A 26,462-nucleotide genomic window follows, 5' to 3' on the forward strand; every position below is an offset into this window, starting at 1 on the left:
GGGGCACCGGGCGCTTGTCGCGCCGAGTGCCCCTTGACGCCGTACTCAGTCCTCGCCCGGATTCCGGGCGGTCCCCGCTCAGTCCTCGCTGGACGACGTGGGGAGCTTGGCCTGGATGAAGTCCATGACGGTGGAGTCGGTCAGCGTCGTGACATCTCCGAGCTGCCGGTTCTCCGCCACGTCACGCAGCAGGCGCCGCATGATCTTCCCGGAGCGGGTCTTGGGCAGCTCCGCCACCGGCAGGATCCGCTTGGGCTTGGCGATCGGGCCGAGGGTCGAACCGACGTGGTCGCGCAGCTCGCCGACCAGGTTCTCGGTCTCCGTGACCGCGCCGCGCAGGATCACGAAGGCGACGATCGCCTGTCCGGTGGTCTCGTCCGTCGCGCCGACCACGGCCGCCTCGGCGACCGACGGGTGGGAGACGAGGGCGGACTCGACCTCGGTGGTGGAGATGTTGTGTCCGGACACGAGCATCACGTCGTCCACGCGGCCGAGCAGCCAGATGTCGCCGTCGTCGTCCTTCTTGGCGCCGTCACCGGCGAAGTACCTGCCCTCGAACCGCGACCAGTAGGTGTCGATGAACCGCTGGTCGTCGCCCCAGATGGTGCGCAGCATCGACGGCCACGGCTCGGTGAGCACCAGGTAGCCACCGCCGCCGTCGGGCACCTCGTTCGCCTCGTCGTCCACCACGGTGGCGGAGATGCCGGGCAGCGGCCGCTGGGCCGAGCCGGGCTTGGCGTCGGTCACCCCCGGCAGCGGGGAGATCATGATGCCGCCGGTCTCCGTCTGCCACCAGGTGTCGACGACCGGGGTGCGGTCGCCGCCGATGTTCTTGCGGTACCAGATCCACGCCTCCGGGTTGATCGGCTCACCGACCGATCCGAGGATGCGCAGGGAGGACAGGTCGAACTTCGCGGGGATGTCGTCGCCCCACTTCATGAACGTACGGATCGCGGTCGGTGCCGTGTAGAGGATCGTCACGCCGTACTTCTGCACGACCTCCCAGAAGCGGCCCTGGTGCGGGGTGTCCGGCGTGCCCTCGTACATGACCTGCGTCGCGCCGTTGGCCAGCGGTCCGTACACGATGTACGAGTGGCCGGTGACCCAGCCGACGTCGGCGGTGCACCAGAACACGTCGGTCTCCGGCTTGAGGTCGAAGACCGCCCAGTGCGTGTACGCGACCTGCGTGAGGTAGCCGCCGGAGGTGTGCAGGATGCCCTTCGGCTTCCCCGTGGTGCCCGAGGTGTACAGGATGAACAGCGGGTGCTCCGCATCGAACGCCTCCGGGGTGTGCTCGGCCGGCTGGCGGTCGACGATCTCGTGCCACCACAGGTCCCGGCCCTCGGTCCAGGCGACCTCCTGGCCGGTGCGGCGGACCACGAGCACGTGGTCGACGTTGTCCACGCGCCCGACCGCCTCGTCGACGGCCGGCTTGAGCGCGGACGGCTTGCCGCGGCGGTAACCGCCGTCGGCGGTGATCACGACCCGGGCGTCGGCGTCCTTGATGCGGGTGGCGAGCGCGTCCGCGGAGAAGCCGCCGAAGACCACCGAGTGCGTGGCACCGATCCTGGCGCAGGCCAGCATCGCGACCGCGGTCTCCGGGATCATCGGCATGTAGATCGCGACCCGGTCGCCCTTTCGGACGCCCAGTTCGAGCAGGGCGTTCGCGGCCTTGGAGACCTCGTCCTTGAGCTCGGCGTAGGTGATGGCGCGGTGGTCGCCGGGCTCACCCTCGAAGTGGATCGCGACCCGGTCGCCGTGTCCGGCCTCGACATGCCGGTCGACGCAGTTGTACGCCACGTTGAGCGTGCCGTCCTTGAACCACTTGGCGAACGGAGGGTTCGACCAGTCGAGCGTCTCGGTCGGCTCCACGGCCCAGGTCAGCCGGCGGGCCTGCTCCGCCCAGAAGCCGAGCCGGCCGGCCTCGGCCTGCTCGTACGCGTCCGACGTGACGTTGGCGTTCGCGGCCAGGTCGGCGGGCGGCGCGAAACGTCGCTCCTCCTTCAGGAGGTTGGAGAGTGAAGAACGCTCGTTGTCTGCCATCGTCGCACACCGTCCCAGTGGTTTAGACCAATTAATGCGCCCGATTCTCCGAGGGCCCCAGGGTGTCGGTCAACCCCTCTTATCCTGACACCCGCTCATTCACGGGTCACGCGCGACGGTCCCCGGAGGTTCACTCCTGGACTCCTTTCTTGCTCAGCGCGCTCTGATTGTCACCGACCGCAAGGGAAGGTACCCCAGCCTGCGGCGTCTGTGTCACGTCGGTCCGGGTGAAGGATTCCGGGTGACGACAGCCGCTGAGCTCGACCGAGCCGCCTTGAGCGGTGTGCGTCCGCTGCCAGTCCCGCAGTGACTCGTACGCCGCGTGATCCATGAACGAGCCGTCCAGCCGGACGACCACGGTGGTTCCCGGGGGCACGAGATGCAGGGCCCGGCTGAGCTGGGGCACCGCGAGGAACGTCAACTGCCCTCGTACCTCCAGGTGATGGACTCCTTTCCGCTCTTCGTGCGTGATGCGGGTGCGGGCGAGGCGGCGCAGGGCGATGGCGACGGCTACGGCGATGCCGAGAGCCACGCCCTGCAGAATGCCGAGGACCACCACGCCGAGAGCGGTGGCGGCGTACACCGGGGCCTCCCGGTGGCGGGTCACCGTGCGGATGTGGTGCGGGGACACCATCTGGAGGCCGACAGCCATCACCAGGGCGGCGAGCGAGGCGAGCGGGACGAACTCCAGCACCGGGACCATCAGCAGCGCGGCGATCACCACGAGAAGGCCGTGCAGCATCGTGGAGTTCCGGCTCACGGCACCCGCGCGCACATTCGCCGTACTCCGCACGGCCACCCCGGCGACCGGCAGGCCACCGAGCGCGCCGGAGACGACGTTGGCGGCGCCCTGGCCGAGCAGTTCCCGGTCCAGGTCCGAGCGGCCGGCCCGGGGGGCCGGTCCCGCGCGGCCCGCGACCAGCTTGTCCACGGCGACTGCGCCGAGCAGCGACTGCACGCTGCATACCAGCGTGGTGCCGAGCACCGCGGCGACGAGCCCGAGCACCGGCCCCTGGGGCAGTCCGGCCAGGGCGTGACTGTGCCAGGACGGCAGATCGACCCTGGGCAGCACCAGCCCGGTGATGGAGGCGACGGCGGTGGCCGCGGCGACGGCGACGAGCGCGGCCGGCACCCTGCCCAGCAGGCGGCCCGGTCGGCCGGGCAGGCGTGGCCAGGACAGCAGCACCGCCAGGGTGAGCGCGCTCACCGCGAGGGCCGCCGGGTCGAGAGCGGTCAACTGGGCGGGTATGGCGCGGAGGTTGTCGATCACGGAGCTCTGCGGGCTGCCGCCGAGGGCGATGTGTACCTGGGCGACGGCGATGGTCACCCCGATCCCGGCGAGCATGCCGTGCACGACGGCGGGGCTGACGGCGAGCGCGCCGCGGGCCACGCGCAGGCAGCCGAGGGCGAGTTGAGTGAGACCGGCGAGAACGGTGACCGCGCAGGTCGTACGCCATCCATAACGGTGAATCAGATCGGCGGTCACGACGGTGAGTCCGGCGGCGGGGCCGCTGACCTGGAGCGGTGAGCCGCCGAGCCGTCCGGCGACGAGTCCGCCCACGGCGGCGGCCACGAGGCCGGCCCGCAGCGGAGCGCCGGTGGCCAGGGCGATACCGAGGGAGAGGGGCAGAGCGATCAGGAAAACCGCGACGGAGGCCGACACGTCGGCGCCCGCGAGGCGGAGGCGACGTCGGCGCCGGGGCGGGCTGTGGGGCGGGTGGGCACGCTCGGTGCGGGCGGACTTCGCGGTGTCGTCGGGGGCGCAGGCCGGCATGTTCACCGTCTCCTCGGGATGGCGCGGGCGCGGAACTGGCGGCTGAATCAAAGGGATTCAGCGGGAACGGCGGATTCAAAGATTGGTAAAGCAATCGTAATGCCGCGTAAAGCCCATGCCTAGACTGTCTGCTCAAACGGGGCAGCAAATCACCTCGTCGAGTGAAGTGGGCTTTTTATCGGCTTGTCCTACTAATTCCTTCTCCGGTCCGTGCGATCTTGACGGCGCTGTCGGCCCGTCCGGCACATCACCAGCACACGCCGTCTCGGCGTTGGACGAGAGAAGGAAGAAGGTGGGCGGAACATGGCCGTCACCCAGAGGATCGCCGTGGGCGTCGCCGTCGCCGCGGTCTGCGCCTCGTCGCTCGCGGGTTGCGCGAGCGACGAGGCGCCGAGGCAGGGCGCGCCCGGCGCCCCGCAGAAGGGCCCGCAACTGCCCGGCAGTGTCGTCCGCCTGATCGGCGACGGGTCCACCGCGTACACCGGCGCGCAGCCGCACCTGCCCAGGCCGGAGCGGCTCAAGGCCGGTGAGAAGCCGCCGCAGTTCGTCGTGTTCTCCTGGGACGGGGCCGGGGAGGACAGTCAGAAGCTGTTCTCCCGCTTCCGCCAGGTGGCCAAGGCCAACAACGCGACCATGACCTTCTTCCTCAGCGGCGTGTACCTGCTCCCGCAGGAGAAGCGTGACCTGTACCGGCCGCCGCAGCACGCCGCCGGCAGCTCCGAAATCGGCTTCAATGACGCGCAGGGCATCGCCGACACGGTCGAGCAGGCACGGCTGGCTTGGCTGGAGGGCAATGAGATCGGCACCCACTTCAACGGTCACTTCTGCGGCCCCGACGGCGGGGTCGGAAATTGGTCGGTCGACGAGTGGAAGAGCGAGATCTCCCAGGCCAAGCAGTTCGTGAAGACCTGGAAGACCAATACAGGCATGAAGAGCGCCGCCTCGCTGCCCTTCGACTACGACAAGGAGCTCATCGGCGGCCGCACCCCGTGCCTGGAGGGCCAGAAGAACTTCGTCAAGGCGGCGAGCCGGCTGGGCTTCCGTTACGACAGCAGCGGCGTCAACAACCAGGAGTGGCCCAAGAAGAAGGACGGCCTGTGGGACCTGTCGATGCAGCTGGTGCCCTTCCCCGGGCACACCTTCGAGCAGCTGACCATGGACTACAACTTCATGGTCAACCAGTCCGGCACGCAGACCCAGGGCGACCCCGCGAAGTTCGGCTACTGGGGCAACCAGATGCGTGACGGCCTGCTCAAGGGCTTCCAGCGGGCCTACGACGGCAACCGCGCCCCGCTGGTGATCGGCAACCACTTCGAGTCCTGGAACGGCGGCACCTACATGCGCGCCGTCGAGGACGTCGTGAAGCAGGTGTGCAACAAGCCCGACGTGCGCTGCGTCTCCTTCCACCAGCTGGCCGACTGGCTGGACGCCCAGGACCCGCGGACCCTCGACCGGCTGCGGACCCTCGAGGTCGGCGAGGCCCCGAGGCAGGGCTGGGCGTCCTTCCTCTCGTCACGCCCGGCCCCGGCCCCCAAGGGCGTGCCCGGCGCGCCCAAGCCGTAGCGGCACTCCAAGCCGTGGCGGGCCGGTGGGTCGTGCCGGGGCTCCACGCCGGGGCGGGAGTCACGGCCGCTGCTGGGCCTCGGGCCCGTGGCGGGACTCACGCCGGGGCGGTGACACCCTCGCCGAGGACGAAGCCGGGGTCGATCTGGGCCGCGAGGTCGACCCCGGTCCGCTCGTTTCCCCACGAGGCGGCGTTCTTCAGGTGGAAGTGCACCATCTGGCGGGTGTAGCGGTCCCAGTCGCGCAGCTCGTAGGTGGCGTCGGCGGCGACCTGGAGCATGCGCAGGGCGCGGCGGTTGGCGTCCTCCAGGAACTCGAACCGGGGCGGCCGGCCCTTCTCCATGGCGCGCACCCAGTCTGAGTGCCCGACGGTCACGAGCAGGTCGTCCCCGACCTCGGCGCGCAGGAAGTCGAGGTCGTCCCGGCCCTGCACCTTGTTGCCGACGACGCGCAGCACGACCCCGTAGTCACGGGCGTACTCCTTGTACTGGCGGTAGACGGAGACCCCCTTCCGAGTCGGCTCGGCGACGAGGAACGTGATGTCGAAGCGGGTGAACATGCCGGAGGCGAAGGAGTCCGAGCCCGCCGTCATGTCGACCACGGCGTACTCGTCGCGGCTGTCCACCAGGTGGTTCAGAAACAGCTCCACCGCCCCGGTCTTGGAGTGGTAGCAGGCGACCCCCAGGTCGGCGTCCGTGAAGGGGCCGGTGACCATCAAACGGACGGCCGCGCCGTCGAGTTCCACCGGGTGCGCGCAGGCGTCGTAGAGCGGGTTGTCCTCGCACAGGCGCAGCAGGCGCGAGCCCTCGCCCGGCGGGGTCGTCTTGATCATCGTCTCGGCGGAGGTGATGCGCGGGTTGGTGCCGCGCAGGCAGTCCTTGATCAGCGGCAGATGGTCGCCCATCGCCGGCAGTGTGGCGGACTGCATCTCCTCCAGGCCGAGCGCGGCCCCCAGATGCTGGTTGATGTCGGCGTCGATCGCGACGACGGGCGCGCCGGTGGCCGCGAGATGCCGGATGAACAGGGAGGACAGAGTGGTCTTGCCGCTGCCGCCCTTCCCGACGAAAGCAATTTTCATGTTCACGAAGCGTAGCGACTCGATTGCTGAGCGTGTAGAGGTGCGTGAAGAAGACCACTCCATCGTGGGGCGGAGTGCTCGGGCCCGTAGGGTCTTACTCATGAGTACGACAGGCGCGACCGCCGAGCCTCCGCCGAGCTCTCGCACGAGCTCGAACAGGCAGGACCCCCTTGCGGCCCTGGGTGCGCTGCCCGGTGTGGCCGAGTCCGTGGAGTCCGTACGCAAGGCCGTGGACCGGGTGTACGGGCACCGGGTCATGCGGCGCAGGAGCAACGAGGTCACCTCCGAGGCGGCGCTGCGCGCTGCGCGCGGCTCCGGGGCGCTGTCCGGTGCGGACTGGGCCCTGGAGGAGGTGCGGCGCCGCTCCGACTTCAGCGGTGACGACGAGGCGCGGGTGATGGGCGCCGCCCTGAGGCTGACGGCCGAGGCCGGGCAACTGCTGTCCATCTGGCGGCAGTCGCCCCTGCGGGTGCTGGCCCGGTTGCACCTGGTCGCCGCCGCGAGCCAGGAGGACGCGGTCGGGCGGCCGCGCCAGGCGGGTGAGAGTGTCGACGAGCCGCTGATCGAACTGGCGCCGCCGAGCGCCGATGAGGTCTCCGGGCGCCTGGAGGGGCTGTCGGAACTGATCATCGCCGGCGGCTCCGCGCCCGCCCTGGTGACGGCGGCCGTGGTGCACGGCGAGCTTCTGGCGCTGCGGCCCTTCGTCTCCCGCAACGGGCTGATCGCCCGGGCGGCCGAGCGCATCGTCCTGGTCGGCAGCGGTCTCGACCCCAAGTCGGTCTGCCCCGCCGAGGTCGGCCACGCCGAACTGGGCCGCGCGGCCTACCTGGCCGCCCTCGACGGCTATGTCTCAGGGACCCCGGAGGGCATGGCGGCCTGGATCGCCCACTGCGCCAGGGCGGTGGAACTGGGAGCGCGCGAGTCCACAGCGGTGTGTGAGGCGCTTCAGCGCGGGGCGGCGTGACGGACCCGGACACAGGGTTGCGGCGGTACGAGAACTCGTACCGCCGCTGGCATGAGCATCGAGTTACCAAGCGTCCTCGATATGTCGCCCATCAGGCCGGGAACTTTGCCCGTCACCTGGTGCGGCTGGCCCGTAATCGACGGGTCGACGTCGCGTGGGTGCCCGGTGTTCATGCTCGGTCCGTGGGGCCAATAGCGCTGTTAAAGGTGATCCTTGCGGATGTCCTTCGGTCTCGCGGGCCGTCGAGTCCTTTGTACTGCAAGCGGGGTACAAGCGGAACCCCCGGCTGCACTTCTTTACTTTCAGGTTCAAACAGGAGCTAAACGGGCGCGCTGGTGCCGTGCGGCATTTCAAGGCGGCCGAGCGGCGGATCAGGCGATCGAGTTCCGGCGCCGACTCGTGTACCAGACGAGTCCCGCGGTGGCCGCCGCCGCGCCTATGGCTGCCATCGCGACCAGAGCCGGACGCGGCGGCACCGAGAAGGCGGGCAGCCGCTGCTTGAGCCGCACCGGCCGGTGGAAGTCGAGAACCGGCCACGCACGCGCGACGGCCTCCCGGCGCAGCGCCCGGTCGGGGTTCACGGCGTGCGGATGCCCGACCGACTCCAGCATCGGCAGATCGGTCACCGAGTCGCTGTAGGCGTAGCAGCGGCTGAGGTCGTACCCCTCGGACTCGGCCAGCTCGCGGATCGCCTCCGCCTTCGTCGGGCCGTAGGCGTAGTACTCCACCTCGCCGGTGAAGCAGCCGTCCTCTCCCACCACCATCCGGGTGGCCACCACGCGGTCCGCGCCCAGCAGTTCGCCGATCGGCTCGACCACCTCCGCGCCCGAGGTGGACACGATGACCACGTCGCGGCCGGCGGTGTGATGCTCCTCGATGAGGGAAGCGGCCTCGTCGTAGATGATCGGGTCGATCAGGTCGTGCAGCGTCTCGGCGACGATCTCCTTGACCTGCCGCACGTTCCAGCCGCGGCACAGCGCGGACAGGTACTCGCGCATGCGCTCCATCTGGTCGTGGTCGGCGCCGCCGGCGAGGAAGACGAACTGGGCGTACGCCGTTCGCAACACGGCCCTGCGGTTGATCAGTCCGCCTTGGTAGAACGACTTGCTGAAGGTGAGCGTGCTCGACTTCGCAATGACCGTCTTGTCCAGATCGAAGAAGGCCGCTGTGCGGGGCAAGGAGTGGTTTTCCACGCCCCTGAGCATAGGGGCAGCCCATTCGGCGTAAGGTTGGCGTGTGGGTTTGCCTGAGAAGGCTCTCGGGTACACCATGGAAGTCACGGATCGTTCGCGACCGTGCCAACGCGGTCCGACTCCTCCCCCCCCCGAGTCGGCCGTGAAGACGACCCCCGCTCTCCCCCCCGGCGGGGGTCGTCGCATGTCCGGGTGGGTTTCTCCCTTTCTGTCCGTGGTTGCCGACCCGAATCGGCCGCATCACGCGGGTTTGGGTCATCTCCATGATCTGTCACCGTGCGTAGTTGTGTCGCTGCTCTGTGGAAGTCGCACGGGAGCCAGTACACGGGTCACCGGTATGGGTGACGGCGATATTCACAGCCATCGAGTCGTCCACAGTTTTTGACCAAGATCCACACGATTTTCCGGATCACTGCACCGTGATTCCGACGCGCACCGCTCCCGGCGAGTTCTTGGCCGGTTCCGATTGTCCGGGCGCGTGCGGCCGGTTCCGTATCGGCCGCCCAAAGGAAGGCCGATCGCCGGTTCTTCTCATGTTCGGGATTCGCGGGGCCGCACGGGCCACGCGCAAGAAGCAGCGAAGGGGGTCCGACCCGTGGCCGGAACCGTCACACACGATCCACCGCCCGAGGCCGGAGGGTTGCAGGGCAGACCACTGATCGTCACCGAGGACGCCGGACTCCTCGACGACCTGCTGCGCCTGTGCGCGGCGGCCGGCGCCACACCCGAGGTCCATCACGGCCTACCCGAGCGCAGAGGCGGCTGGGAGACGGCACCGCTGGTGCTGGTCGGCGACGACGCCGCCCGGCGGGTGCGCGGAGCCGCCCGCCGGGGCGGAGTGGTGCTGGTCGGCCGAGACCAGGACGACTCCGGGATCTGGCGGCGCGCCATCGAGATCGGCGCCGACCACGTGCTGGTGCTGCCCGACGGCGAGCAGTGGCTGGTCGACCGCATCGCCGACGTCGCCGAGGGCGTCGGCCGACCCGCGCTCACCGTGGGCGTCATCGGCGGCCGCGGCGGAGCGGGCGCGTCCACCCTGGCCTGCGCCCTCGCCGTCACCGCCGCCCGGGAGGGCCTGCGCACCCTGCTCGTGGACGCGGATCCGCTGGGCGGCGGCCTCGACGTCCTGCTGGGCGGGGAGACGGCCGAGGGACTGCGCTGGCCCGCGTTCGCCGCCTCGCGCGGAAGAGTCGGCGGCGGCGCCCTGGAGGAGTCGCTGCCCGAACTGCACTCGCTGCGCGTGCTCAGCTGGGACCGCGGCGACTGCGTTGCCGTCCCGCCGCAGGCTGTCCGGGCGGTGCTGGCCGCCGCCCGTCGGCGCGGCGGCGCCGTGGTGGTCGACCTGCCCCGCCGCGTCGACGAAGGGGTCGCCGAGGCCCTCGCCCAGATCGACCTGGGCCTGCTCGTGGTCCCCGCCGAACTGCGCGCCGTGGCGGCCGCGGCACGGGTGGCGTCCGCGGTCGGCATGGTCCTGCGCGATCTGCGGGTGGCGGTCCGGGGGCCGTACGCGCCCGGGCTCGACGACCGTGAGGTGGCCAGGCTGCTCGGCCTGCCGCTGGCGGGCGAGGTGCCCGTGGAGTCGGCGCTGCGGCGCTCCGGCGAGGGCAGGACCCCGCCCGGCGCGGTGGCGCGCGGACCGCTCGCCCGTTTCTGCACCGCCTTCTGGGAGCGGGCGCTGATCGAGGCGGCGGCCGCATGAGGACGGTTGCCGAACACCTGCGGACGGCGCCCGCGGACACGCTGCGCGAGCCCGCGCCCGCCAACGGGCCTCGGATGCCGGTGGAGTTGCTGGACGGCGTACGGCAGTGGCTCGCCGAGAGCGGGGCCGAGCCGACGCCCGCGCGGGTCGCGCAGGCCCTGCGAGAACAGGGCCGGGTGCTCGGGGACGCGGAAGTGCTCGGCGCGGCGGAGCGGTTGCGCTCCGAACTGATCGGCAGCGGTCCGCTGGAGCCGTTGCTGGCCGATCCGTCGGTGACCGACGTCCTCGTGTCGGCCCCGGACCGGGTGTGGGTGGACCGGGGCGGCGGACTGGAGCGGGCCGCCGTCGCCTTCCCCGACGCGGCTGCCGTACGGCGCCTCGCGCAGCGCTTGGCCGCCGTGGCCGGCCGCCGGCTGGACGACGCCCGGCCATGGGTCGACGCCCGGCTGCCCGACGGCACCCGGCTGCACGCCGTGCTGCCTCCCGTCGCCGTCGGCTGCACCTGCCTGTCCCTGCGGGTCGTACGGCCGCGCGCGTTCACGCTGGAGGAACTGGTCGCGGCGGGCACGGTGCCGCCCGGCGGGGACCGCGTACTGCGGGCGCTGATCGAGGCCCGGCTGTCCTTCCTCATCAGCGGAGGGACCGGAACCGGGAAGACCACGCTGCTCAGCGCACTGCTCGGGCTTGCGGGGTCCGGTGAGCGGATCGTCCTCGCCGAGGACTCCGCGGAGCTGCGACCCGACCACCCGCACGTCGTCCGCCTGGAGACCAGACCAGCCAACCAGGAGGGCGCGGGCCTGGTCACCCTCGAGGACCTGGTGCGGCAGGCACTGCGGATGCGGCCGGACCGACTGGTCGTGGGCGAGGTGCGCGGCGGCGAGGTGGTCCACCTTCTGGCCGCGCTCAACACCGGCCACGAAGGCGGCTGCTGCACAGTGCACGCCAACGCCGCCGCGGACGTCCCCGCCCGGCTGGAGGCGCTGGGCACCGCCGCCGGGCTCGACCGGGCAGCGCTGCACAGCCAGCTGGCAGCCGCGCTGTCGGTGGTGGTGCACCTCGTGCGGGACCGTTCCGGGAGGCGGCGGATCGCCGAGGTGCGGGTGTTGGAGCGGGATGCCTCGGGACTGGTGCGGACCGTGCCGGCGCTGCGCTGGGGCGCGGAGGCGTTCGTGGCGGAACCGGGGTGGGAGCGGCTGCGGGGACTGCTCCGGAGGGAGAGCGGGAGAGGAGGCGAGGACCGCGATGGATGAGGGGTTCTGGGGCTCGGTCCGTGTGGCCGCGGGCGCGGTGTGTGCGGGGGCGGCCGTGTGGCTGCTGGCCGTGTTGCTGTTGGGCGGGTGGCACTCCGCGGCACGGCGGGCGCGGGTGCTGTTCGCCGGCGGCGGGCCGGAAGGCCCGGGACAGCCACCCTCCGACCGGATCCTTCGCCAACTGACCCAGGTCAGCGGACGGTTGCGCGCCGAGTGGTGGGCACCGGCCGCCGGGCTGGTGCTCGCGGTGCTGGGCGCCTCGGTGCTGCCGGTCGTCGCGGGGGCGGTCGGGGTGCCGCTGCTGCGCCGCACCCGGCTCGCCCGGGCGGCACGCCGACGGCAGGAGCGGCAGGCGGACGCGGTGATCGCCCTGTGCGGGGCCCTCGCCGGAGAGGTGCGGGCCGGGCGGCAGCCGGGCGAGGCGCTGCTGTGCGCCGCGCGGGACTCGGGCGGGCTCGGCGACGCGCAGTCGGCGGTGCTGGCGGCGGCCCGGTTCGGCGGGGACGTGCCCGCCGCGCTGGCCGGGGCGGCCCGGCAGCCGGGGGCCGAGGGCCTGCGCGGCCTCGCGGCCTGCTGGCGGGTGGCCGTGGACCAGGGCGCGGGCCTGGCGGCAGGCCTGGACCGGCTCGAAGGGGCACTGCGGGCGGAGCGCGACCAACGTGCCGATCTGCGAGCCCAGTTGTCGGGGGCCAGGGTTACGGCCGTCATGCTCGCCGGCCTGCCGGCCCTCGGACTCCTGCTGGGCACGGCCATGGGGGCCGACCCCTTGCGGGTGCTGCTCCACACAGGAGCGGGTCTGGGCTGCCTGGTCATCGGCGGCGTGCTGGAGGGCGCGGGCCTGTGGTGGGCCTTGCGGATCGTGCGAGCGGCGGAGGCGATGTGAGCGCGGGCGGTGTTGTCCACAGGCTGGGGACGGTCGCGGGGGCGGCGGCGCTCCTGTGGCTGACGGTGAGATGGCTGGAGGCGATGGGCCGGGAGCGGAGCGCACGGCGGCGTACGGCCGCGCTGCTGGGGACGGAGCGGACGGCGGAGGAGGCACGGCGCTCGCGTGCATGGCTCCGTGCGACAAGTGGCCTACGACAGTGCTTGCCGTCGGTGGGTGTCGCCGGGGCCGGTTGGGTGCTGGTCGGCGGGCTGACCGGGCTCGTGCTCGGGCTCGCCGGGGCGGCCGGTATGTGGCAGTGGCGGCGGCGGACGGCGAGCCGTCCCGAAGCGGAGTCCGACGCGGCCGAAGCCGGCCGTCAACTCCCGCTCGCAGCCGACCTGCTGGCGGCCTGCGTCGCGGCCGGTGCCGGCCCGGTGATCGCCGCCCAGGCCGTCGGAGAGGCACTGGGCGGCCCCGTCGGGGACGCGCTGGCCCGGGGAGCCGCCCAGGTCCGGCTCGGCGGGCAGCCGGCAGACGCCTGGCGCGGACTCGCCTCGATACCGGGAGCCGCGGCCCTGGCGCGGCTGCTGGAGCGGGCCGACGAGTCGGGCCTTCCCGCCGCGGGCCCGGCCGCCCGGCTCGCGGCCGACGTCCGCGCCGACAGGGCGCGCACCGCGACGGCCAGGGCACGCCGGGCGGCCGTGCTGGTCAGCGCACCGGTGGGGCTGTGCTTCCTGCCCGCCTTCGTCGCGGTGGGCGTGCTGCCCGTGCTGATCGGCCTCGCGGGCGGACTGCTGAGCGGAGGTGGTGGCTGAGGGCGGCGGCGGAACGGAACCGGCAGAGAACCAACAGGCAAGCAACGGAGCAAGCAACAGACCGAGACCTCACGGGGGTTGTGATGTACGGAAAGGTATGGGCGCGGCTGCGTGCCCTGGCGGGCCGGGACGCGGGGATGGTGACGTCCGAGTACGCGATGGGGATCATCGCGGCGGTGGCGTTCGCCGTCCTGCTCTACGAGGTGGTGACGAGCGGCCAGGTCAAGACGGAGTTGCAGAACATCGTGAAGCGAGCGCTCAGTGCGCGGATGTAATCGGGCACGGGCAGGGGCGCGGGCACGCCGAGCCGAACGGGTGGGCGCCGACGCGGGGTTCGTGACTGCGGAGGCCGCCATGGTCCTGCCCGTGCTGGTGCTCGTGGTGACGACGCTGGTCTGGGTCCTGCTGGTGGTGCTCGCGCAGATCCAGTGCGTGGACGCGGCACGGGCGGGAGCCCGGGCCGCCGCCCGCCAGGACCCCGAGGGCTCGGTGACCCGAGTGGCCCGGGACGTGGCACCGCACGGTGCGAAGGTCACGGTGATCCGCCGGGGAGACCACGTGCACGTGGTCGTCGTGGCCGACCCGCCCGGGCTGGGCGTGCTGCCCTTCCAACTGAGGGAGGAAGCCGTGGCGGAGGCGGAGGACATGGTCGGGACGCGCGCCCAGCGGGGAGCGGGGACGTGAAACGGAGGACGGGGACGTGAAGGGCCGCATTCCGGGGTTCCGCCGCTTCCGCCGGCTCATCCGTGGCGGGTGTCGAGGGCGCCGTCCGTCGGACCGTGGTTCCGCCACCGTGTGGAGCGTCGGCGCGATCGCCCTGCTGTGCGTGGTGTTCGGCATCGGTCTCGCCCTGGGGGAGGCGGTAGTTGACCGGCACCGCGCGGCCGGGGCCGCCGACCTCGCCGCTCTGGCGGCGGCGGGCCACTGGGCCGAGGGCGGCACCGTCGCCTGTGCCCGGGCGGAGAAGGTGGCCAGGGCACAGGGCGCCCGGCTCGTCCGGTGCGCGATGGTGGGCGACACCTCGGACGTCACGGCGGCGGCGCAACGGGGGCCCCTCACCGCGGAGGTGAGGGCGAGAGCGGGCCCGGCGATCCCGGCGGACGCTCCCGCGGGACCGGTTGCCTCAGCGGACACCTCTGCGGGGCCCGGGAAACGCGCGGCGGGCGCGGCGGGGTCAGGAGAGTCGGCAGCGGGGGCGACGGGGCCAGGGGAGCCGACAGCAGGGTCCGTGTGGCCTGGAGGGCCCACGGCAGGAGCCAGGGCAGGGTCCAGGGCCCCTGCGGGATCCACGGCAGGGGCAGCCGGCCTCACGCCCCCTGCGGGCTCCATAGCCGGGCCCACGGCTCCCGCCGGATCCACCGCGCCGCCACCTTTCAGCCGCGTGGACCAAGCCCCCCGCCTTCGCCCAGGCATCCGCCTAGGACTCGGTCTCCGCCCCGATCTGAGCGTTCGTCTCCGCCCCCGCCTCCGCCGTTTCTTCCTCCGGAGCCGCCTTCAGCAGCACCGTCAGCAGACGTACCGCCCCCCTCTTGTGCAGCGGGTCGTTGCCGTTTCCGCACTTGGGGGACTGGATGCAGGACGGGCAGCCGGAGTCGCACTCGCAGGAGGCGATGGCCTCGCGGGTGGCGGAGAGCCAGGCGCGCGCGGTGTGGAAGGCGCGCTCGGCGAAGCCCGCGCCGCCCGGATGGCCGTCGTAGACGAAGACCGTGGGCAGCAGCGTGTCGGGGTGCAGCGGGACGGACACGCCGCCGATGTCCCAGCGGTCGCAGGTGGCGAACAGGGGGAGCATGCCGATCGACGCGTGCTCCGCCGCGTGCAGGGCGCCGCCGAGGATCTCCGGGTTGACGCGGGCCTCGTCGAGCTGGTCCTCGGTGACCGTCCACCACACCGCGCGGGTGCGCAGCGTACGAGGAGGGAGGTCGAGTTTCGTCTCGCCGAGCACTTCGCCGGTGATGACACGTCTGCGCAGGAAGGAGACCACCTGGTTGGTGACCTCGACGGAGCCGTAGCACAGGCGGCCGTCGCCCCAGGGCACCTCGGTGTCCGTCTCCAGGACGGAGATCGCCGTCGTGTCGCGGGCGACCGTGGTGTAGGGCGGGGCGGCCTCCTCGACCAGGGCGACCGAGTCGTCCAGGTCGAGGGAGCGCACCAGGTACGTGCGGCCCTGGTGCAGATGGACCGCGCCCTCGTGGACCGAGGTGTGCGCGGCGCCCGCGTCGACCGTGCCGAGCAGCCGGCCGGTGCCGGACTCGACGATCTGCACCGGCCGTCCGCCCTCGCCGCGGATGTCGGTGAGGTCCGCGGCCCGCTCCCGGCGGGTCCAGTGCCAGGCCTTCGTCCGGCGGCGCAGCAGCTTCGCGGCCTCCAGCTGCGGCAGCAGCTCGGCGCAGGCCGGGCCGAACAGTTCGGTGTCCTCGTCGGTGAGCGGCAGCTCGGCGGCGGCCGCGCACAGGTGCGGGGCGAGGACGTACGGGTTGTCGGGGTCGAGGACCGTGGACTCGACCGGCTGGTCGAACAGGGCCTCGGGATGGTGGACGAGGAAGGTGTCCAGCGGGTCGTCGCGGGCGACCAGCACCGCGAGGGCGCCCTGACCGGAGCGTCCCGCGCGGCCCGCCTGCTGCCACAGGGAGGCGCGGGTGCCCGGGTAACCGGCGATCAGCACGGCGTCCAGGCCGGACACGTCCACGCCCAGTTCCAGGGCGGTCGTGGCGGCCAGGCCCAGGAGTTCGCCGGAGTGCAGGGCGCGTTCCAGGGCGCGGCGCTCCTCGGGCAGGTAGCCGCCCCGGTAGGCCGCGACACGCCGGGACAGAGGCCGGTCGATCTCGGCCAGCCGCTCCTGGGCGATCACCGAGATCAGCTCGGCGCCGCGCCGGGACCGTACGAAGGCGACCGAGCGCACGCCCTGGAGGGCGAGGTCGGTCAGCAGGTCCGCCGTCTCGGCGGTGGCGGTACGCCGGACGGGCGCGCCCCGTTCGCCCCGCAGCTCGGTCAGCGGGGGCTCCCAGAGGGCGAACACCAGTTCACCGCGGGGCGAGGCGTCGTCGGCCACCTCCACCACGGGCACGCCGGTGAGGCGGCGGGCGGCCACCGCGGGCTCCGCCGCGGTCGCCGAGGCCAGCAGGAAGACCGGAGAGGCACCGTAGCGCGCGCACAGCCGGCGCAGTCGGCGCAGGACCTGGGCGACATGGGAGCCGAAGACGCCGCGGTAGGTGTGGCACTCGTCGATGACGACGTACTTCAGGGCCCGCAGGAAGGAGGACCAGCGCGGGTGCGAGGGCAGGATCCCGCGGTGCAGCATGTCGGGGTTGGTCAGGACATGGTTGGCGTACTGGCGGATCCACTCGCGTTCCTCGGGTGGGGTGTCGCCGTCGTACACCGCGGGGCGTACGGCCCTGCCCAGCGGCCGGGCGAGTTCCTTCACCGCGCGGCACTGGTCGGCCGCGAGGGCCTTGGTGGGGGCCAGGTACAGGGTGGTGGCGCCGCGGCCGTTGGCGGCCCCGGAACCGTCCAGCAGCGTCGAGAGCACCGGGACGAGGTAGGCCAGAGACTTGCCGGACGCGGTGCCGGTGGCGACGACGACGGAGTCACCGTCCAGGGCGTGTTCCGCTGCGCGCGCCTGGTGCGCCCACGGGTGCTCGATCCCGCACGCCTGGACCGCCGCGATCACCTCCGGCCGAATCCGGTCGGGCCAGACGGCATGGCGCCCCGCGCGCGGGGGCAAGTGCTCCGTATGAGTGATGCGCGCAGCCCGGCTCTGCCCCGCGGCGAGCCGGTCGAGGACCGTGCCCGGCGCCAGGCGGGTGACGGGGGCAGCCGGGGATCGATCGGATCGGTGATTCTTGGCCATCGGCACCGAGTCTGTCACCGACGTGCAGGACAATGGGACCAAGGCGTCGTGCACGCCTGCCGGTAAGTGATTGAATGCCATCGCGGCTGGCGAACCGTCCCGGGGGCTTCAAGCCGAGGTGTCCTGAGGGGCGACCGCTCGATAGCAAGGTGCTGGAGGATCCGTGGACCTGTCCCTGTCGACCCGTACCGTCGGCGATCGTACGGTCGTCGAGGTCGGTGGCGAAATCGACGTATATACCGCGCCCAAGCTGCGTGAGCAGCTGGTCGAGCTTGTGAACGACGGGAATTTCCACCTCGTCGTCGACATGGAGGGCGTGGACTTCCTCGACTCCACCGGGCTCGGCGTACTGGTCGGTGGCCTGAAGCGAGTGCGTGCCCATGAGGGCTCGCTGCGCCTGGTGTGCAACCAGGAGCGCATTCTCAAGATCTTCCGTATCACCGGTCTCACCAAGGTGTTCCCGATCCACACCTCGGTGGACGAAGCGGTGGCAGCCACCGACTGACCGCCGGCCCCGGGCCGGTGACCGGGGCGGAAGAGTCCAAGCGGAGGCCGGGCATTTCGGCGGCCCGGCCCTCCGGCAGCACGCCCGTAGCTCCGAGGGGGATGCATGGCCACCGTCGAACTCCGTTTCAGCGCGCTGCCCGAGCACGTCAGGACCGCCCGTCTGGTGGCGGCAGCGGTGGCGCGCAGGGCCGGAGTGGACGAGGCCGTCCTCGACGAGGTCAGACTCGCCGTCGGCGAGGCCTGCACGCGGGCTGTGGGGCTGCATCGCAACAGCGGGATCTCGGCACCGGTGAAGGTGATGCTGACCGAGGAGGAGAAGCAGTTCTCCATCGAGGTCGGTGACGAGGCCCGGCACGCGCCGTTCCACGCCGGGGATGCCCCGGGCGTGGTGGACGAGGCTGAAGCCGAGGAGGACGAGATGGGCCTCGCGGTCATCAGCGGCCTCGTCGACGACGTAGAGGTCTCTGCAGGGGAGCATGGCGGGCTGATCAAGATGACCTGGCCGACCACGCCGCCGCCGGTCGCGACGCTCCCCTGACCCACCTCACCCGTTCGGCGCACTACATGAGGGCCCTGCTTCGCAGGGCCCTTCTTGTTGCGTGACCGCCTCCACCAGGTACATTTGAATTCGTGAATGAATTCACGACCTGTCGGCAGATCATTTGATCAATCATTGATCGCGGGTCAACGGTTTTGAACCATTACCTCTTTCGGGTTCCGTGGCGTGACGTCGATCATTTGCTGAAGAGCAGGTGAAGGGCAATTCGGTTCGCCGCGCTCTGTTTTGATCAGGTTCCGCTACCTACAATCCGTCCACATCTTGAGCTCAGCCCAAGCGTCAAGGAGGACGAATGGCGGGGCTTTCTACCCCTCAGCAGTCAGGTCACCCCACAACCTTCGCAGCTGCAGTGTTGACCAACGACAATCGGATCATCGTGGCGGTCATCGCAGCCGTCGCGCTGGCCGCGCTCGTGGTCGCGGGCATCCTGGTGCGCCAGGTGCTGGCAGCGGGCGAGGGCACCAGCAGCATGAAGAAGATCGCGGAAGCGGTCCAGGAAGGCGCGAACGCCTATCTGGGCCGTCAGCTGCGCACGCTCGGCGTATTTGCCGTGATCGTTTTCTTCCTGCTCTTGCTGCTGCCTGCGGACGACTGGAATCAGCGCGCCGGACGATCGGTGTTCTTTCTGATCGGAGCCGCCTTCTCGGCGGCGACCGGCTATATCGGCATGTGGCTCGCCGTGCGCAGCAATGTACGTGTCGCCGCGGCGGCCCGGGAAGCGACCCCTTCGGCGGGTGAGCCGGAAAAGGATCTCACCGCCGTCTCGCACAAGGCCATGAAGATCGCTTTTCGCACCGGCGGTGTCGTCGGCATGTTCACGGTGGGGCTCGGCCTGCTCGGCGCCTCCTGTGTGGTGCTGGTGTACGCGGCCGACGCGCCGAAGGTGCTGGAGGGCTTCGGCCTCGGTGCCGCATTGATCGCGATGTTCATGCGGGTGGGCGGCGGCATCTTCACCAAGGCCGCCGACGTCGGCGCCGACCTGGTCGGCAAGGTCGAGCAAGGCATTCCGGAGGATGATCCTCGCAATGCCGCGACCATCGCCGACAACGTGGGCGACAACGTCGGCGACTGCGCGGGCATGGCAGCCGACCTCTTCGAGTCGTACGCCGTCACGCTGGTCGCCGCGCTCATCCTGGGCAAGGCGGCCTTCGGCAACGACGGACTCGCCTTCCCGCTGCTGGTGCCGGCCATCGGCGTGATCACCGCGATGATCGGGATCTTCGCGGTGGCGCCGCGCCGCGCCGACCGCAGCGGCATGAGCGCGATCAACCGTGGCTTCTTCATCTCCGCGGTGATCTCACTCGCCCTGGTCGCGGTCGCCGTCTTCCTCTACCTGCCGTCGACGTACTCCGGTCTCACCGGCGTCACGGACGCGGCGATCAGGGGCAAGGACGGCGACCCGCGGATCCTCGCCCTGGTCGCGGTCGGGATCGGCATCCTGCTGGCCGCGGTGATCCAGCAGCTGACCGGCTACTTCACCGAGACCACCCGGCGGCCGGTCAGAGACATCGGCAAGACCTCGCTCACCGGCCCGGCCACCGTCGTCCTCGCCGGTGTCTCCGTCGGCCTGGAGTCGGCGGTCTACACCGCCCTGCTGATCGGCCTCAGCGTGTACGGGGCCTTCCTGCTCGGCGGTACGTCGATCATGCTGGCGCTGTTCGCGGTGGCGCTGGCCGGCACCGGGCTGCTCACCACGGTCGGCGTGATCGTCGCCATGGACACCTTCGGCCCGGTCTCCGACAACGCCCAGGGCATCGCCGAGATGTCCGGCGACGTCGAGGGCGCGGGCGCCCAGGTGCTCACCAACCTGGACGCGGTGGGCAACACCACCAAGGCCATCACCAAGGGCATCGCCATCGCCACCGCCGTCCTCGCGGCCTCGGCGCTCTTCGGGTCGTACCGGGACGCCATCACCACAGGCGCGCGTGACGTCGGGGAGAAACTGACCGGCTCGGGCGCGCCGATGACGCTGACCATGGACATCTCGCAGCCCAACAACCTGGTCGGCCTCATCGCCGGCGCGGCGGTCGTCTTCCTCTTCTCGGGGCTGGCGATCAACGCGGTGTCCCGGTCGGCCGGTTCGGTGGTGTTCGAGGTGCGCCGGCAGTTCCGCGAGAAGCCCGGGATCATGGACTTCAGCGAGAAGCCGGAGTACGGCAAGGTCGTCGACATCTGCACCAAGGACGCCCTGCGCGAACTCGCCACGCCCGGGCTGCTCGCCGTCATGGCGCCCATCTTCATCGGGTTCACGCTCGGGGTCGGTGCGCTGGGCGCCTACCTCGCGGGCGCGATCGGCGCGGGCACGCTGATGGCGGTGTTCCTCGCCAACTCCGGTGGCGCCTGGGACAACGCCAAGAAGCTCGTCGAGGACGGCCACCACGGCGGCAAGGGCAGCGAGGCCCACGAGGCCACGGTGATCGGGGACACGGTGGGCGATCCCTTCAAGGACACCGCCGGCCCCGCGATCAACCCGCTGCTGAAGGTGATGAACCTGGTGTCGCTGCTCATCGCGCCCGCGGTCATCAAGTTCTCCTACGGCAGCGACAAGAGCCTCGGAGTACGGATCGCGGTCGCGGTCCTATCGCTGGCCGTGATCGTCGGCGCGGTCTACGTCTCCAAGCGGCGCGGCATCGCCGTGGGGGACGACGACTCCGAAACGGTCTCCAAGTCAGCCGATGCCGCGGTGGTGTCGTAGACGGTCTCATCCCGGGCCCAGCTCAGGAGACGGGCGGGCGGCGCGTACGACGCGTCGCCCGCCCCGCCGTGTGTGCGGACGCTTCCAGTGAGCCTTCTCTCGCTTGGTGCAAATGGCCTCAAGACACCACACAAGGGGCGACCGACTCGCTGGTGCGGCCGACACGGCGTGTATGTTCCGGGGCCGAGGGCCATGGAAGGGACCAAACCGGTGAACAAGAAGCTCGCGGCCGCACTGTCCGGCGGTGCGGTGCTCGTACTGGCGCTGACGGGTTGCACCAACAGCGCTGCCGACAGCAAGAGCGACGCGCTGAACGCCTGGGCCAAGCAGGTGTGCGACGCGGTGCAGCCGCAGGCGAAGAAGATCGAGGCCGCGAACACCGCCATCCAGAAGGAGACCTCGGACAACAGCGCGCCCGCCCAGGTCCAGAAGACCGACGCGCAGGCCTTCCAGGACATGGCCGACGCCTACAAGGCCATCGGGCAGGCCGTGAACACGGCCGGCGCGCCCGAGGTCGACAACGGCCAGAAGAAGCAGCAGGACGCGGTCAAGGAGCTCAACGGCCTGTCGGCCTCGTACACCTCCCTGAAGGAGCAGGTGGACAAGCTCGACACCAAGAACCAGGCCAAGTTCGCGGACGGCCTCAAGGACATCGCCACCCGGCTGGACAAGCTGAGCCGGACCGGGAACGACGCGCTGAAGAACCTCGAGGAGGGCGACGTCGGCAGGGCGATGGCCCAGCAGCCGAGCTGCAAGTCCGCCTCAGCCACCCCGTCCGGTTCCGCCTCGTCCCCGGCGACGAGCGGCTGACGTACGCAGACGCACGACGCGCACCGAGACGCGCGCGCGTGCGCTGTCGGAGCGAGCCGACACAATGGGGGGCGTGAGTGACACCAGCCTGCCCGCACTGCCCGCCTCCGACCGACCGGACGTCGCCGCCCGGCTCAGGGACGCCCTGCTCGGCGCCTCCTTCACCGCCGACGGACTGCTCGAACTGCTCGGCGCGCCCGCGTACGCCGCGCTGGCGCGCAGCGAGACCGTACCCGCGATGCGCGCCACACGCGGCGACACGCCGCTGGAGCTTCTGGTCCGGCTGTTCCTGCTCCAGCAGCCGGTGCCGTACGCGCGCGTGGCGGACGTCCTGCCCGCCGAGGGGTGCCTGGAGACCGGCTGGCTGGTGCGCGTCGGCGCGGACGAGGTAGCCGCGGCCGTGGACGTCCGGCCCTACGGCGGACTCGACGGCGAGGACTGGTTCATCGTGTCCGACCTGGGCTGTGCGGTGGGCGGCGCGGGCGGGATCGGCAGCCGGGACGAGGGAGTCGTCCTCGGCGTCGGCGGCGCCTCCACGACCCTGGCCGGCATCACGGTCCGCACACCGGTCGGCTCCGCGCTCGACCTCGGCACCGGCTCCGGCATCCAGGCGCTGCACGCCGGCCGGCACGCCACGCGCGTGACCGCGACCGACGTCAATTCGCGCGCGCTGCACATCACCGCCCTGACGCTGGCGCTGTCCGGCGCGCGGGCCGCCGATCTGCGCCAGGGCTCGCTGTTCGAGCCGGTCCACGACGACGAGCGGTTCGACCTGATCGTGTCGAACCCGCCCTTCGTGATCTCCCCGGGCGCCCGGCTGACGTACCGCGACGGCGGGATGGCCGGGGACGATCTGTGCCGCACGCTCGTCCAGGAGGCGGGCGACCGGCTGAACGAGGGCGGATTCGCGCAGTTCCTCGCCAACTGGCAGCACGTCGAGGGCGAGGACTGGCAGGACAGGCTCAGGTCCTGGGTGCCCCGCGGGTGCGACGCGTGGATCGTGCAGCGCGAGGTGCAGGACGTCACGCAGTACGCCGAGCTGTGGCTGAGGGACGCGGGCGACCACCGCGGTGACGCCGCGGAGTACCAGGAGCGGTACGACGCCTGGCTGGAGGAGTTCGAGGCGCGCAAGGTCAGGGCCGTGGGCTTCGGCTGGATCACGCTGCGCAGGACGAGTTCCGCGACGCCCTCGATCACCGTGGAGGAGTGGCCGCACCCGGTGGAGCAGCCGCTCGGCGACACCGTCCGGGCGCACTTCGCCCGCGTCGACTACCTGCGGGAACACGACGACGCAGCCCTGCTCGACGGTCACTTCCGGCTTGTGCGCGAGGTGGTCCAGGAGCAGGTCGGACTGCCCGGCGCCGAGGACCCCGAGCATGTCGTGCTGCGCCAGAACCGGGGGATGCGCCGGGCCACCGCGGTGGACACGGTGGGCGCCGGCTTCGCCGGTGTCTGCGACGGCACGCTGAGCGCCGGCCGCATCCTGGACGCCATCGCCCAGCTGATGGGCGAGAGTCCGCTTCTCCTGCGCGACCGCACACCGGCCCAGATCCGCCTGTTGGTGGAGCAGGGCTTCATCGAACCGGCGCAGAAACCGGGGGAAGAACCGGCTCAGTGACCGGTTCGGCGACCGGATCAGTGATCGGTTCGAGCGACCGGTGAGGCTGCGGGGGCGACGGCGAGTTCTCGTCGTTTCCGCGGCCTGTCAGTCCGTGTCGATCGGGCTCGGCCATGCTTTTCGATCTTTGCCGGGGGTCGGGGGGGAAAAGGCGGAAAAAAAGCGGAGAACTTGATTCCCGTCACGTGCGGAAGGGGGGGAGCACCGCCCCGGGAAGCGGGCCGACTCGTGTTCACCGCGGGTTCGTGCCGTCGTCGCCCGCGGCTGTCAGCCTCCCGTACCGGGGCACGCGGGGACGGGAGGGTACGTACATGGAGAGCGGTCCGGCGATCTTCACGGGAACGGTGTTCTCCCTGTTCGGAGCAGCCTTGTTGGGGTGGACGGCGGTCCGGGTCCGGCACCGGGAGACCATCGCCGCCGGCCTGCCGCGCACCGCGTCGGCGACCGTCGCGACCCTGGCCGCCGTGACCGCCCTGACCCTCGGCGTGTGGTGCTTCGGGCGGCTGTGAGAGCCGCGGCGCCTGTCCGGTCTCCGTAACTGAGAAATCACCCTCCGCATCAGCGCGAACGGCCTGGTGAGCACTCCGGGCGGCAGGAAGGGGGGTAGTCGGGTTACCGTTCGAGTGGCCGTTGCGGGCTTTTCCCGTTTGACACGGGGGCGGGATGTACCGTCACACTCCGCAGCGTCACCACGACCCGACCCCCGGGAAATCAAGGCCCGGGGAGGCCCCAGCGTCGACCGGAGAGAAGAGCGAAGTTGTCCCCGACCAGCGAGACCGCACAGGGCGGCCGCCGACTCGTCATCGTCGAGTCGCCTGCCAAGGCGAAGACGATCAAGGGCTACCTCGGCCCCGGCTACATCGTCGAGGCGAGCGTCGGGCACATCCGCGACCTTCCCAGCGGCGCCGCGGAGGTGCCCGAGAAGTACACCGGCGAGGTCCGCCGCCTCGGTGTGGACGTGGAACACGACTTCCAGCCGATCTATGTCGTCAACGCGGACAAGAAGGCCCAGGTCAAGAAGCTCAAGGATCTGCTGAAGGAGTCCGACGAGCTCTTCCTCGCCACCGATGAGGACCGCGAGGGCGAGGCCATCGCCTGGCACCTTCAGGAGGTGCTCAAGCCGAAGATCCCGGTCAAGCGGATGGTCTTCCACGAGATCACCAAGGACGCCATCCGGGAGGCGGTCGCCAACCCGCGCCAGCTCAACCAGCGGCTGGTCGACGCCCAGGAGACCCGGCGCATCCTCGACCGCCTCTACGGCTACGAGGTCTCGCCCGTGCTGTGGAAGAAGGTCATGCCGCGGCTGTCGGCGGGCCGGGTCCAGTCCGTCGCGACACGGCTCGTGGTCGAGCGGGAGCGCGAGCGCATGGCGTTCCGCTCCGCCGCGTACTGGGACCTGACCGGCACCTTCGCGACCGGCCGCGCGGGCGACCCGAGCGACCCGTCGTCGCTGGTCGCGCGCCTGCAGACCGTCGACGGCAGGCGCGTCGCGCAGGGCCGCGACTTCGACTCCCTGGGCCGGCTCAAGAGCGAGAGCATCCTCCACCTCGACGAGGCGAACGCCCGTGCGCTCGCCGCCGCACTGGAGGACACCCGCTTCTCCGTCCGCTCGGTCGAGTCCAAGCCGTACCGCCGCTCGCCGTACGCCCCGTTCCGTACGACGACGCTCCAGCAGGAGGCCAGCCGCAAGCTCGGCTTCGGGGCGAAGGCGACCATGCAGATCGCGCAGAAGCTGTACGAGAACGGCTTCATCACGTACATGCGTACGGACTCCACGACCCTGAGCGACACGGCGATCGCCGCCGCGCGCGCCCAGGTCACCCACCTCTACGGCGCCGACTACCTGCCGCCGCAGCCCCGTACGTACGCCGGCAAGGTCAAGAACGCGCAGGAGGCGCACGAGGCGATCCGTCCTTCGGGTGATCGTTTCCGCACGCCCGCCGAGACGTCCCTGACCGGCGACCAGTTCAAGCTCTACGAGCTGATCTGGAAGCGGACGGTCGCCTCCCAGATGAAGGACGCGACCGGCAACAGCGTGACCGTGCGGATCGGCGGCACCGCGGCCGACGGCCGGGACGTGGAGTTCAGCGCGTCCGGCAAGACGATCACCTTCCACGGCTTCCTCAAGGCCTACGTCGAGGGTGCCGACGACCCCAACGCCGAGCTCGACGACCGCGAGCGCCGGCTGCCCCAGGTCGGCGAGGGCGACGCGCTCACGGCCGAGGAGATCACGGTCGACGGCCACGCCACCAAGCCCCCGGCCCGCTACACCGAGGCCAGCCTGGTCAAGGAGCTGGAGGAGCGCGAGATCGGCCGCCCGTCGACGTACGCGTCGATCATCGGCACGATCCTCGACCGCGGCTACGTCTTCAAGAAGGGCACGGCTCTCGTGCCGTCCTTCCTGTCCTTCGCCGTGGTCAACCTCCTGGAGAAGCACTTCGGGCGGCTCGTCGACTACGACTTCACCGCCAGGATGGAGGACGACCTCGACCGCATCGCGCGCGGTGAGGCGAAGGCCGTGCCGTGGCTGAAGCGCTTCTACTTCGGTGAGTCGGCGTCCGGCAGCGGCCCCGCCGCGGGCGGCCCCGGCGGCGCCGCCGAGGCCGGCAACGGCGACGGGGACCACCTCGGCGGCCTCAAGGAGCTGGTGACGGACCTGGGCGCCATCGACGCGCGCGAGGTGTCGTCGTTCCCGGTGGGCAACGACATCGTGCTGCGGGTCGGCCGCTACGGCCCGTACATCGAGCGCGGTGAGAAGGAGACCGACACCCACCAGCGCGCCGACATCCCGGACGACCTGGCCCCCGACGAGCTGTCCGTCGAGTTCGCCGAGGAACTGCTCGCCAGGCCGAGCGGCGACTTCGAGCTGGGCGCCGACCCGGTCACCGGCCACACGATCGTCGCCAAGGACGGCCGCTACGGCCCGTACGTCACCGAGGTGCTCCCCGAGGGCACCCCGAAGACCGGCAAGAACGCGGTCAAGGCGCGTACGGCATCGCTGTTCAAGTCGATGTCCCTGGACACGGTCACCCTGGACGACGCCCTGAAGCTCATGTCGCTGCCGCGCGTCGTCGGCGCCGACGCGGAGGGCCAGGAGATCACCGCGCAGAACGGCCGCTACGGTCCGTACCTGAAGAAGGGAACGGACTCGCGTTCCCTGCAGTCCGAGGACCAGCTCTTCA

Annotated in this window: 19 protein-coding genes and 2 pseudogenes; 16 read left to right on the forward strand and 5 right to left on the reverse strand. The window is 71.3% G+C overall.

Annotation, left to right across the window (positions count from 1 at the left end; translation table 11 throughout):
• Positions 1–78 precede the first annotated feature (78 nt).
• On the reverse strand, positions 79–2,043 hold the full coding sequence (gene acs, locus CG719_RS11575; protein ID WP_100568479.1) for an acetate--CoA ligase: 1,965 nt from the start codon (positions 2,041–2,043) through the stop codon (positions 79–81).
• Between the two features lie 244 nt (positions 2,044–2,287).
• Positions 2,288–3,817, reverse strand: a pseudogene (locus CG719_RS11580) (SulP family inorganic anion transporter); the annotation flags it as partial.
• 303 nt (positions 3,818–4,120) lie between these two features.
• On the opposite strand from CG719_RS11580, the gene CG719_RS11585 reads away from it, so the two are divergent.
• Positions 4,121–5,380 (forward strand): hypothetical protein, encoded by a 1,260-nt coding sequence (locus CG719_RS11585; protein WP_100568480.1) that lies wholly within the window; start codon positions 4,121–4,123, stop codon positions 5,378–5,380.
• Between the two features lie 97 nt (positions 5,381–5,477).
• On the opposite strand, the gene CG719_RS11590 is transcribed toward CG719_RS11585, so the two are convergent.
• Positions 5,478–6,458: an ATP-binding protein gene (locus CG719_RS11590; RefSeq protein ID WP_100568590.1), complete on the reverse strand. Its 981-nt coding sequence runs from the start codon at positions 6,456–6,458 to the stop codon at positions 5,478–5,480.
• 100 nt (positions 6,459–6,558) lie between these two features.
• On the opposite strand from CG719_RS11590, the gene CG719_RS11595 reads away from it, so the two are divergent.
• Positions 6,559–7,422, forward strand: a complete 864-nt coding sequence (locus tag CG719_RS11595) for an oxidoreductase (protein ID WP_234375519.1) — start codon at positions 6,559–6,561, stop codon at positions 7,420–7,422.
• Between the two features lie 371 nt (positions 7,423–7,793).
• On the opposite strand, the gene CG719_RS11600 is transcribed toward CG719_RS11595, so the two are convergent.
• Positions 7,794–8,627: an HAD family hydrolase gene (locus CG719_RS11600; RefSeq protein ID WP_100568481.1), complete on the reverse strand. Its 834-nt coding sequence runs from the start codon at positions 8,625–8,627 to the stop codon at positions 7,794–7,796.
• Between the two features lie 583 nt (positions 8,628–9,210).
• Between CG719_RS11600 and ssd the strand changes: the two genes are divergently transcribed.
• The 7 genes and pseudogenes from ssd to CG719_RS11635 form a co-directional block, all read left to right on the forward strand.
• Complete coding sequence (gene ssd / locus CG719_RS11605; protein ID WP_100568482.1) at positions 9,211–10,314, forward strand: septum site-determining protein Ssd; 1,104 nt, start codon at positions 9,211–9,213, stop codon at positions 10,312–10,314.
• 74 nt (positions 10,315–10,388) lie between these two features.
• Positions 10,389–11,564, forward strand: a complete 1,176-nt coding sequence (locus CG719_RS11610) for a TadA family conjugal transfer-associated ATPase (protein WP_100568592.1) — start codon at positions 10,389–10,391, stop codon at positions 11,562–11,564.
• On the forward strand, positions 11,557–12,447 hold the full coding sequence (locus CG719_RS11615; protein ID WP_100568483.1) for a type II secretion system F family protein: 891 nt from the start codon (positions 11,557–11,559) through the stop codon (positions 12,445–12,447). The genes CG719_RS11610 and CG719_RS11615 overlap by 8 nt, the downstream gene beginning before the upstream one ends.
• Positions 12,405–13,244: a type II secretion system F family protein gene (locus CG719_RS11620; RefSeq protein WP_199836602.1), complete on the forward strand. Its 840-nt coding sequence runs from the start codon at positions 12,405–12,407 to the stop codon at positions 13,242–13,244. The genes CG719_RS11615 and CG719_RS11620 overlap by 43 nt, the downstream gene beginning before the upstream one ends.
• Before the next feature lie 83 nt (positions 13,245–13,327).
• A complete protein-coding gene (locus CG719_RS11625; protein ID WP_100568484.1) occupies positions 13,328–13,519 on the forward strand; it encodes a DUF4244 domain-containing protein in 192 nt (63 codons plus the stop codon).
• Positions 13,520–13,580: 61 nt separating this feature from the next.
• Entirely contained in the window at positions 13,581–13,928 is a 348-nt protein-coding gene (locus CG719_RS11630) for a TadE family type IV pilus minor pilin (RefSeq protein WP_376493246.1), read from the forward strand.
• Between the two features lie 28 nt (positions 13,929–13,956).
• Positions 13,957–14,361: pseudogene (locus CG719_RS11635) on the forward strand (Rv3654c family TadE-like protein); the annotation flags it as partial.
• Between the two features lie 300 nt (positions 14,362–14,661).
• On the opposite strand, the gene CG719_RS11640 reads toward CG719_RS11635, so the two are convergent.
• Positions 14,662–17,172, reverse strand: a complete 2,511-nt coding sequence (locus tag CG719_RS11640; protein ID WP_100568485.1) for a DEAD/DEAH box helicase — start codon at positions 17,170–17,172, stop codon at positions 14,662–14,664.
• 82 nt (positions 17,173–17,254) lie between these two features.
• Between CG719_RS11640 and bldG the strand changes: the two genes are divergently transcribed.
• From bldG to topA, 7 genes are all read left to right on the forward strand, one after another.
• Positions 17,255–17,596, forward strand: coding sequence for an anti-sigma factor antagonist BldG (bldG, locus tag CG719_RS11645; protein WP_009189842.1), 342 nt, complete (start codon positions 17,255–17,257; stop codon positions 17,594–17,596).
• Between the two features lie 105 nt (positions 17,597–17,701).
• Complete coding sequence (locus tag CG719_RS11650) at positions 17,702–18,136, forward strand: ATP-binding protein (protein WP_100568486.1); 435 nt, start codon at positions 17,702–17,704, stop codon at positions 18,134–18,136.
• Between the two features lie 313 nt (positions 18,137–18,449).
• Complete coding sequence (locus CG719_RS11655) at positions 18,450–20,852, forward strand: sodium-translocating pyrophosphatase (protein WP_100568487.1); 2,403 nt, start codon at positions 18,450–18,452, stop codon at positions 20,850–20,852.
• Positions 20,853–21,044: 192 nt separating this feature from the next.
• Positions 21,045–21,662: a small secreted protein gene (locus tag CG719_RS11660; RefSeq protein WP_100568488.1), complete on the forward strand. Its 618-nt coding sequence runs from the start codon at positions 21,045–21,047 to the stop codon at positions 21,660–21,662.
• 64 nt (positions 21,663–21,726) lie between these two features.
• Positions 21,727–23,280, forward strand: a complete 1,554-nt coding sequence (locus tag CG719_RS11665) for a DUF7059 domain-containing protein (protein ID WP_199836603.1) — start codon at positions 21,727–21,729, stop codon at positions 23,278–23,280.
• A 311-nt stretch (positions 23,281–23,591) separates the two neighbouring features.
• A complete protein-coding gene (locus tag CG719_RS11670; RefSeq protein ID WP_100568489.1) occupies positions 23,592–23,789 on the forward strand; it encodes a hypothetical protein in 198 nt (65 codons plus the stop codon).
• A gap of 248 nt (positions 23,790–24,037) precedes the next feature.
• The coding region (gene topA, locus CG719_RS11675) for a type I DNA topoisomerase (protein WP_234375520.1) at positions 24,038–26,462 on the forward strand (2,425 nt) is incomplete at its 3' end.

This window comes from Streptomyces sp. CB01373, assembly GCF_002803075.1.
Classification (GTDB): Bacteria; Actinomycetota; Actinomycetes; order Streptomycetales; family Streptomycetaceae; genus Streptomyces.

Excerpts from the sequence above, each read along its gene's own strand:
- acs (WP_100568479.1), bottom strand. The coding sequence starts at position 2,043 with ATGGCAGACAACGAGCGTTCTTCACTCTCCAACCTCCTGAAGGAGGAG.
- CG719_RS11585 (WP_100568480.1), top strand. The coding sequence starts at position 4,121 with ATGGCCGTCACCCAGAGGATCGCCGTGGGCGTCGCCGTCGCCGCGGTC.
- CG719_RS11590 (WP_100568590.1), bottom strand. The coding sequence starts at position 6,458 with ATGAAAATTGCTTTCGTCGGGAAGGGCGGCAGCGGCAAGACCACTCTG.
- CG719_RS11595 (WP_234375519.1), top strand. The coding sequence starts at position 6,559 with ATGAGTACGACAGGCGCGACCGCCGAGCCTCCGCCGAGCTCTCGCACG.
- CG719_RS11600 (WP_100568481.1), bottom strand. The coding sequence starts at position 8,627 with ATGCTCAGGGGCGTGGAAAACCACTCCTTGCCCCGCACAGCGGCCTTC.
- CG719_RS11610 (WP_100568592.1), top strand. The coding sequence starts at position 10,389 with ATGCCGGTGGAGTTGCTGGACGGCGTACGGCAGTGGCTCGCCGAGAGC.
- CG719_RS11615 (WP_100568483.1), top strand. The coding sequence starts at position 11,557 with ATGGATGAGGGGTTCTGGGGCTCGGTCCGTGTGGCCGCGGGCGCGGTG.
- CG719_RS11625 (WP_100568484.1), top strand. The coding sequence starts at position 13,328 with ATGTACGGAAAGGTATGGGCGCGGCTGCGTGCCCTGGCGGGCCGGGAC.
- CG719_RS11640 (WP_100568485.1), bottom strand. The coding sequence starts at position 17,172 with ATGGCATTCAATCACTTACCGGCAGGCGTGCACGACGCCTTGGTCCCA.
- CG719_RS11650 (WP_100568486.1), top strand. The coding sequence starts at position 17,702 with ATGGCCACCGTCGAACTCCGTTTCAGCGCGCTGCCCGAGCACGTCAGG.
- CG719_RS11655 (WP_100568487.1), top strand. The coding sequence starts at position 18,450 with ATGGCGGGGCTTTCTACCCCTCAGCAGTCAGGTCACCCCACAACCTTC.
- CG719_RS11660 (WP_100568488.1), top strand. The coding sequence starts at position 21,045 with ATGGAAGGGACCAAACCGGTGAACAAGAAGCTCGCGGCCGCACTGTCC.
- CG719_RS11665 (WP_199836603.1), top strand. The coding sequence starts at position 21,727 with ATGGGGGGCGTGAGTGACACCAGCCTGCCCGCACTGCCCGCCTCCGAC.
- CG719_RS11670 (WP_100568489.1), top strand. The coding sequence starts at position 23,592 with ATGGAGAGCGGTCCGGCGATCTTCACGGGAACGGTGTTCTCCCTGTTC.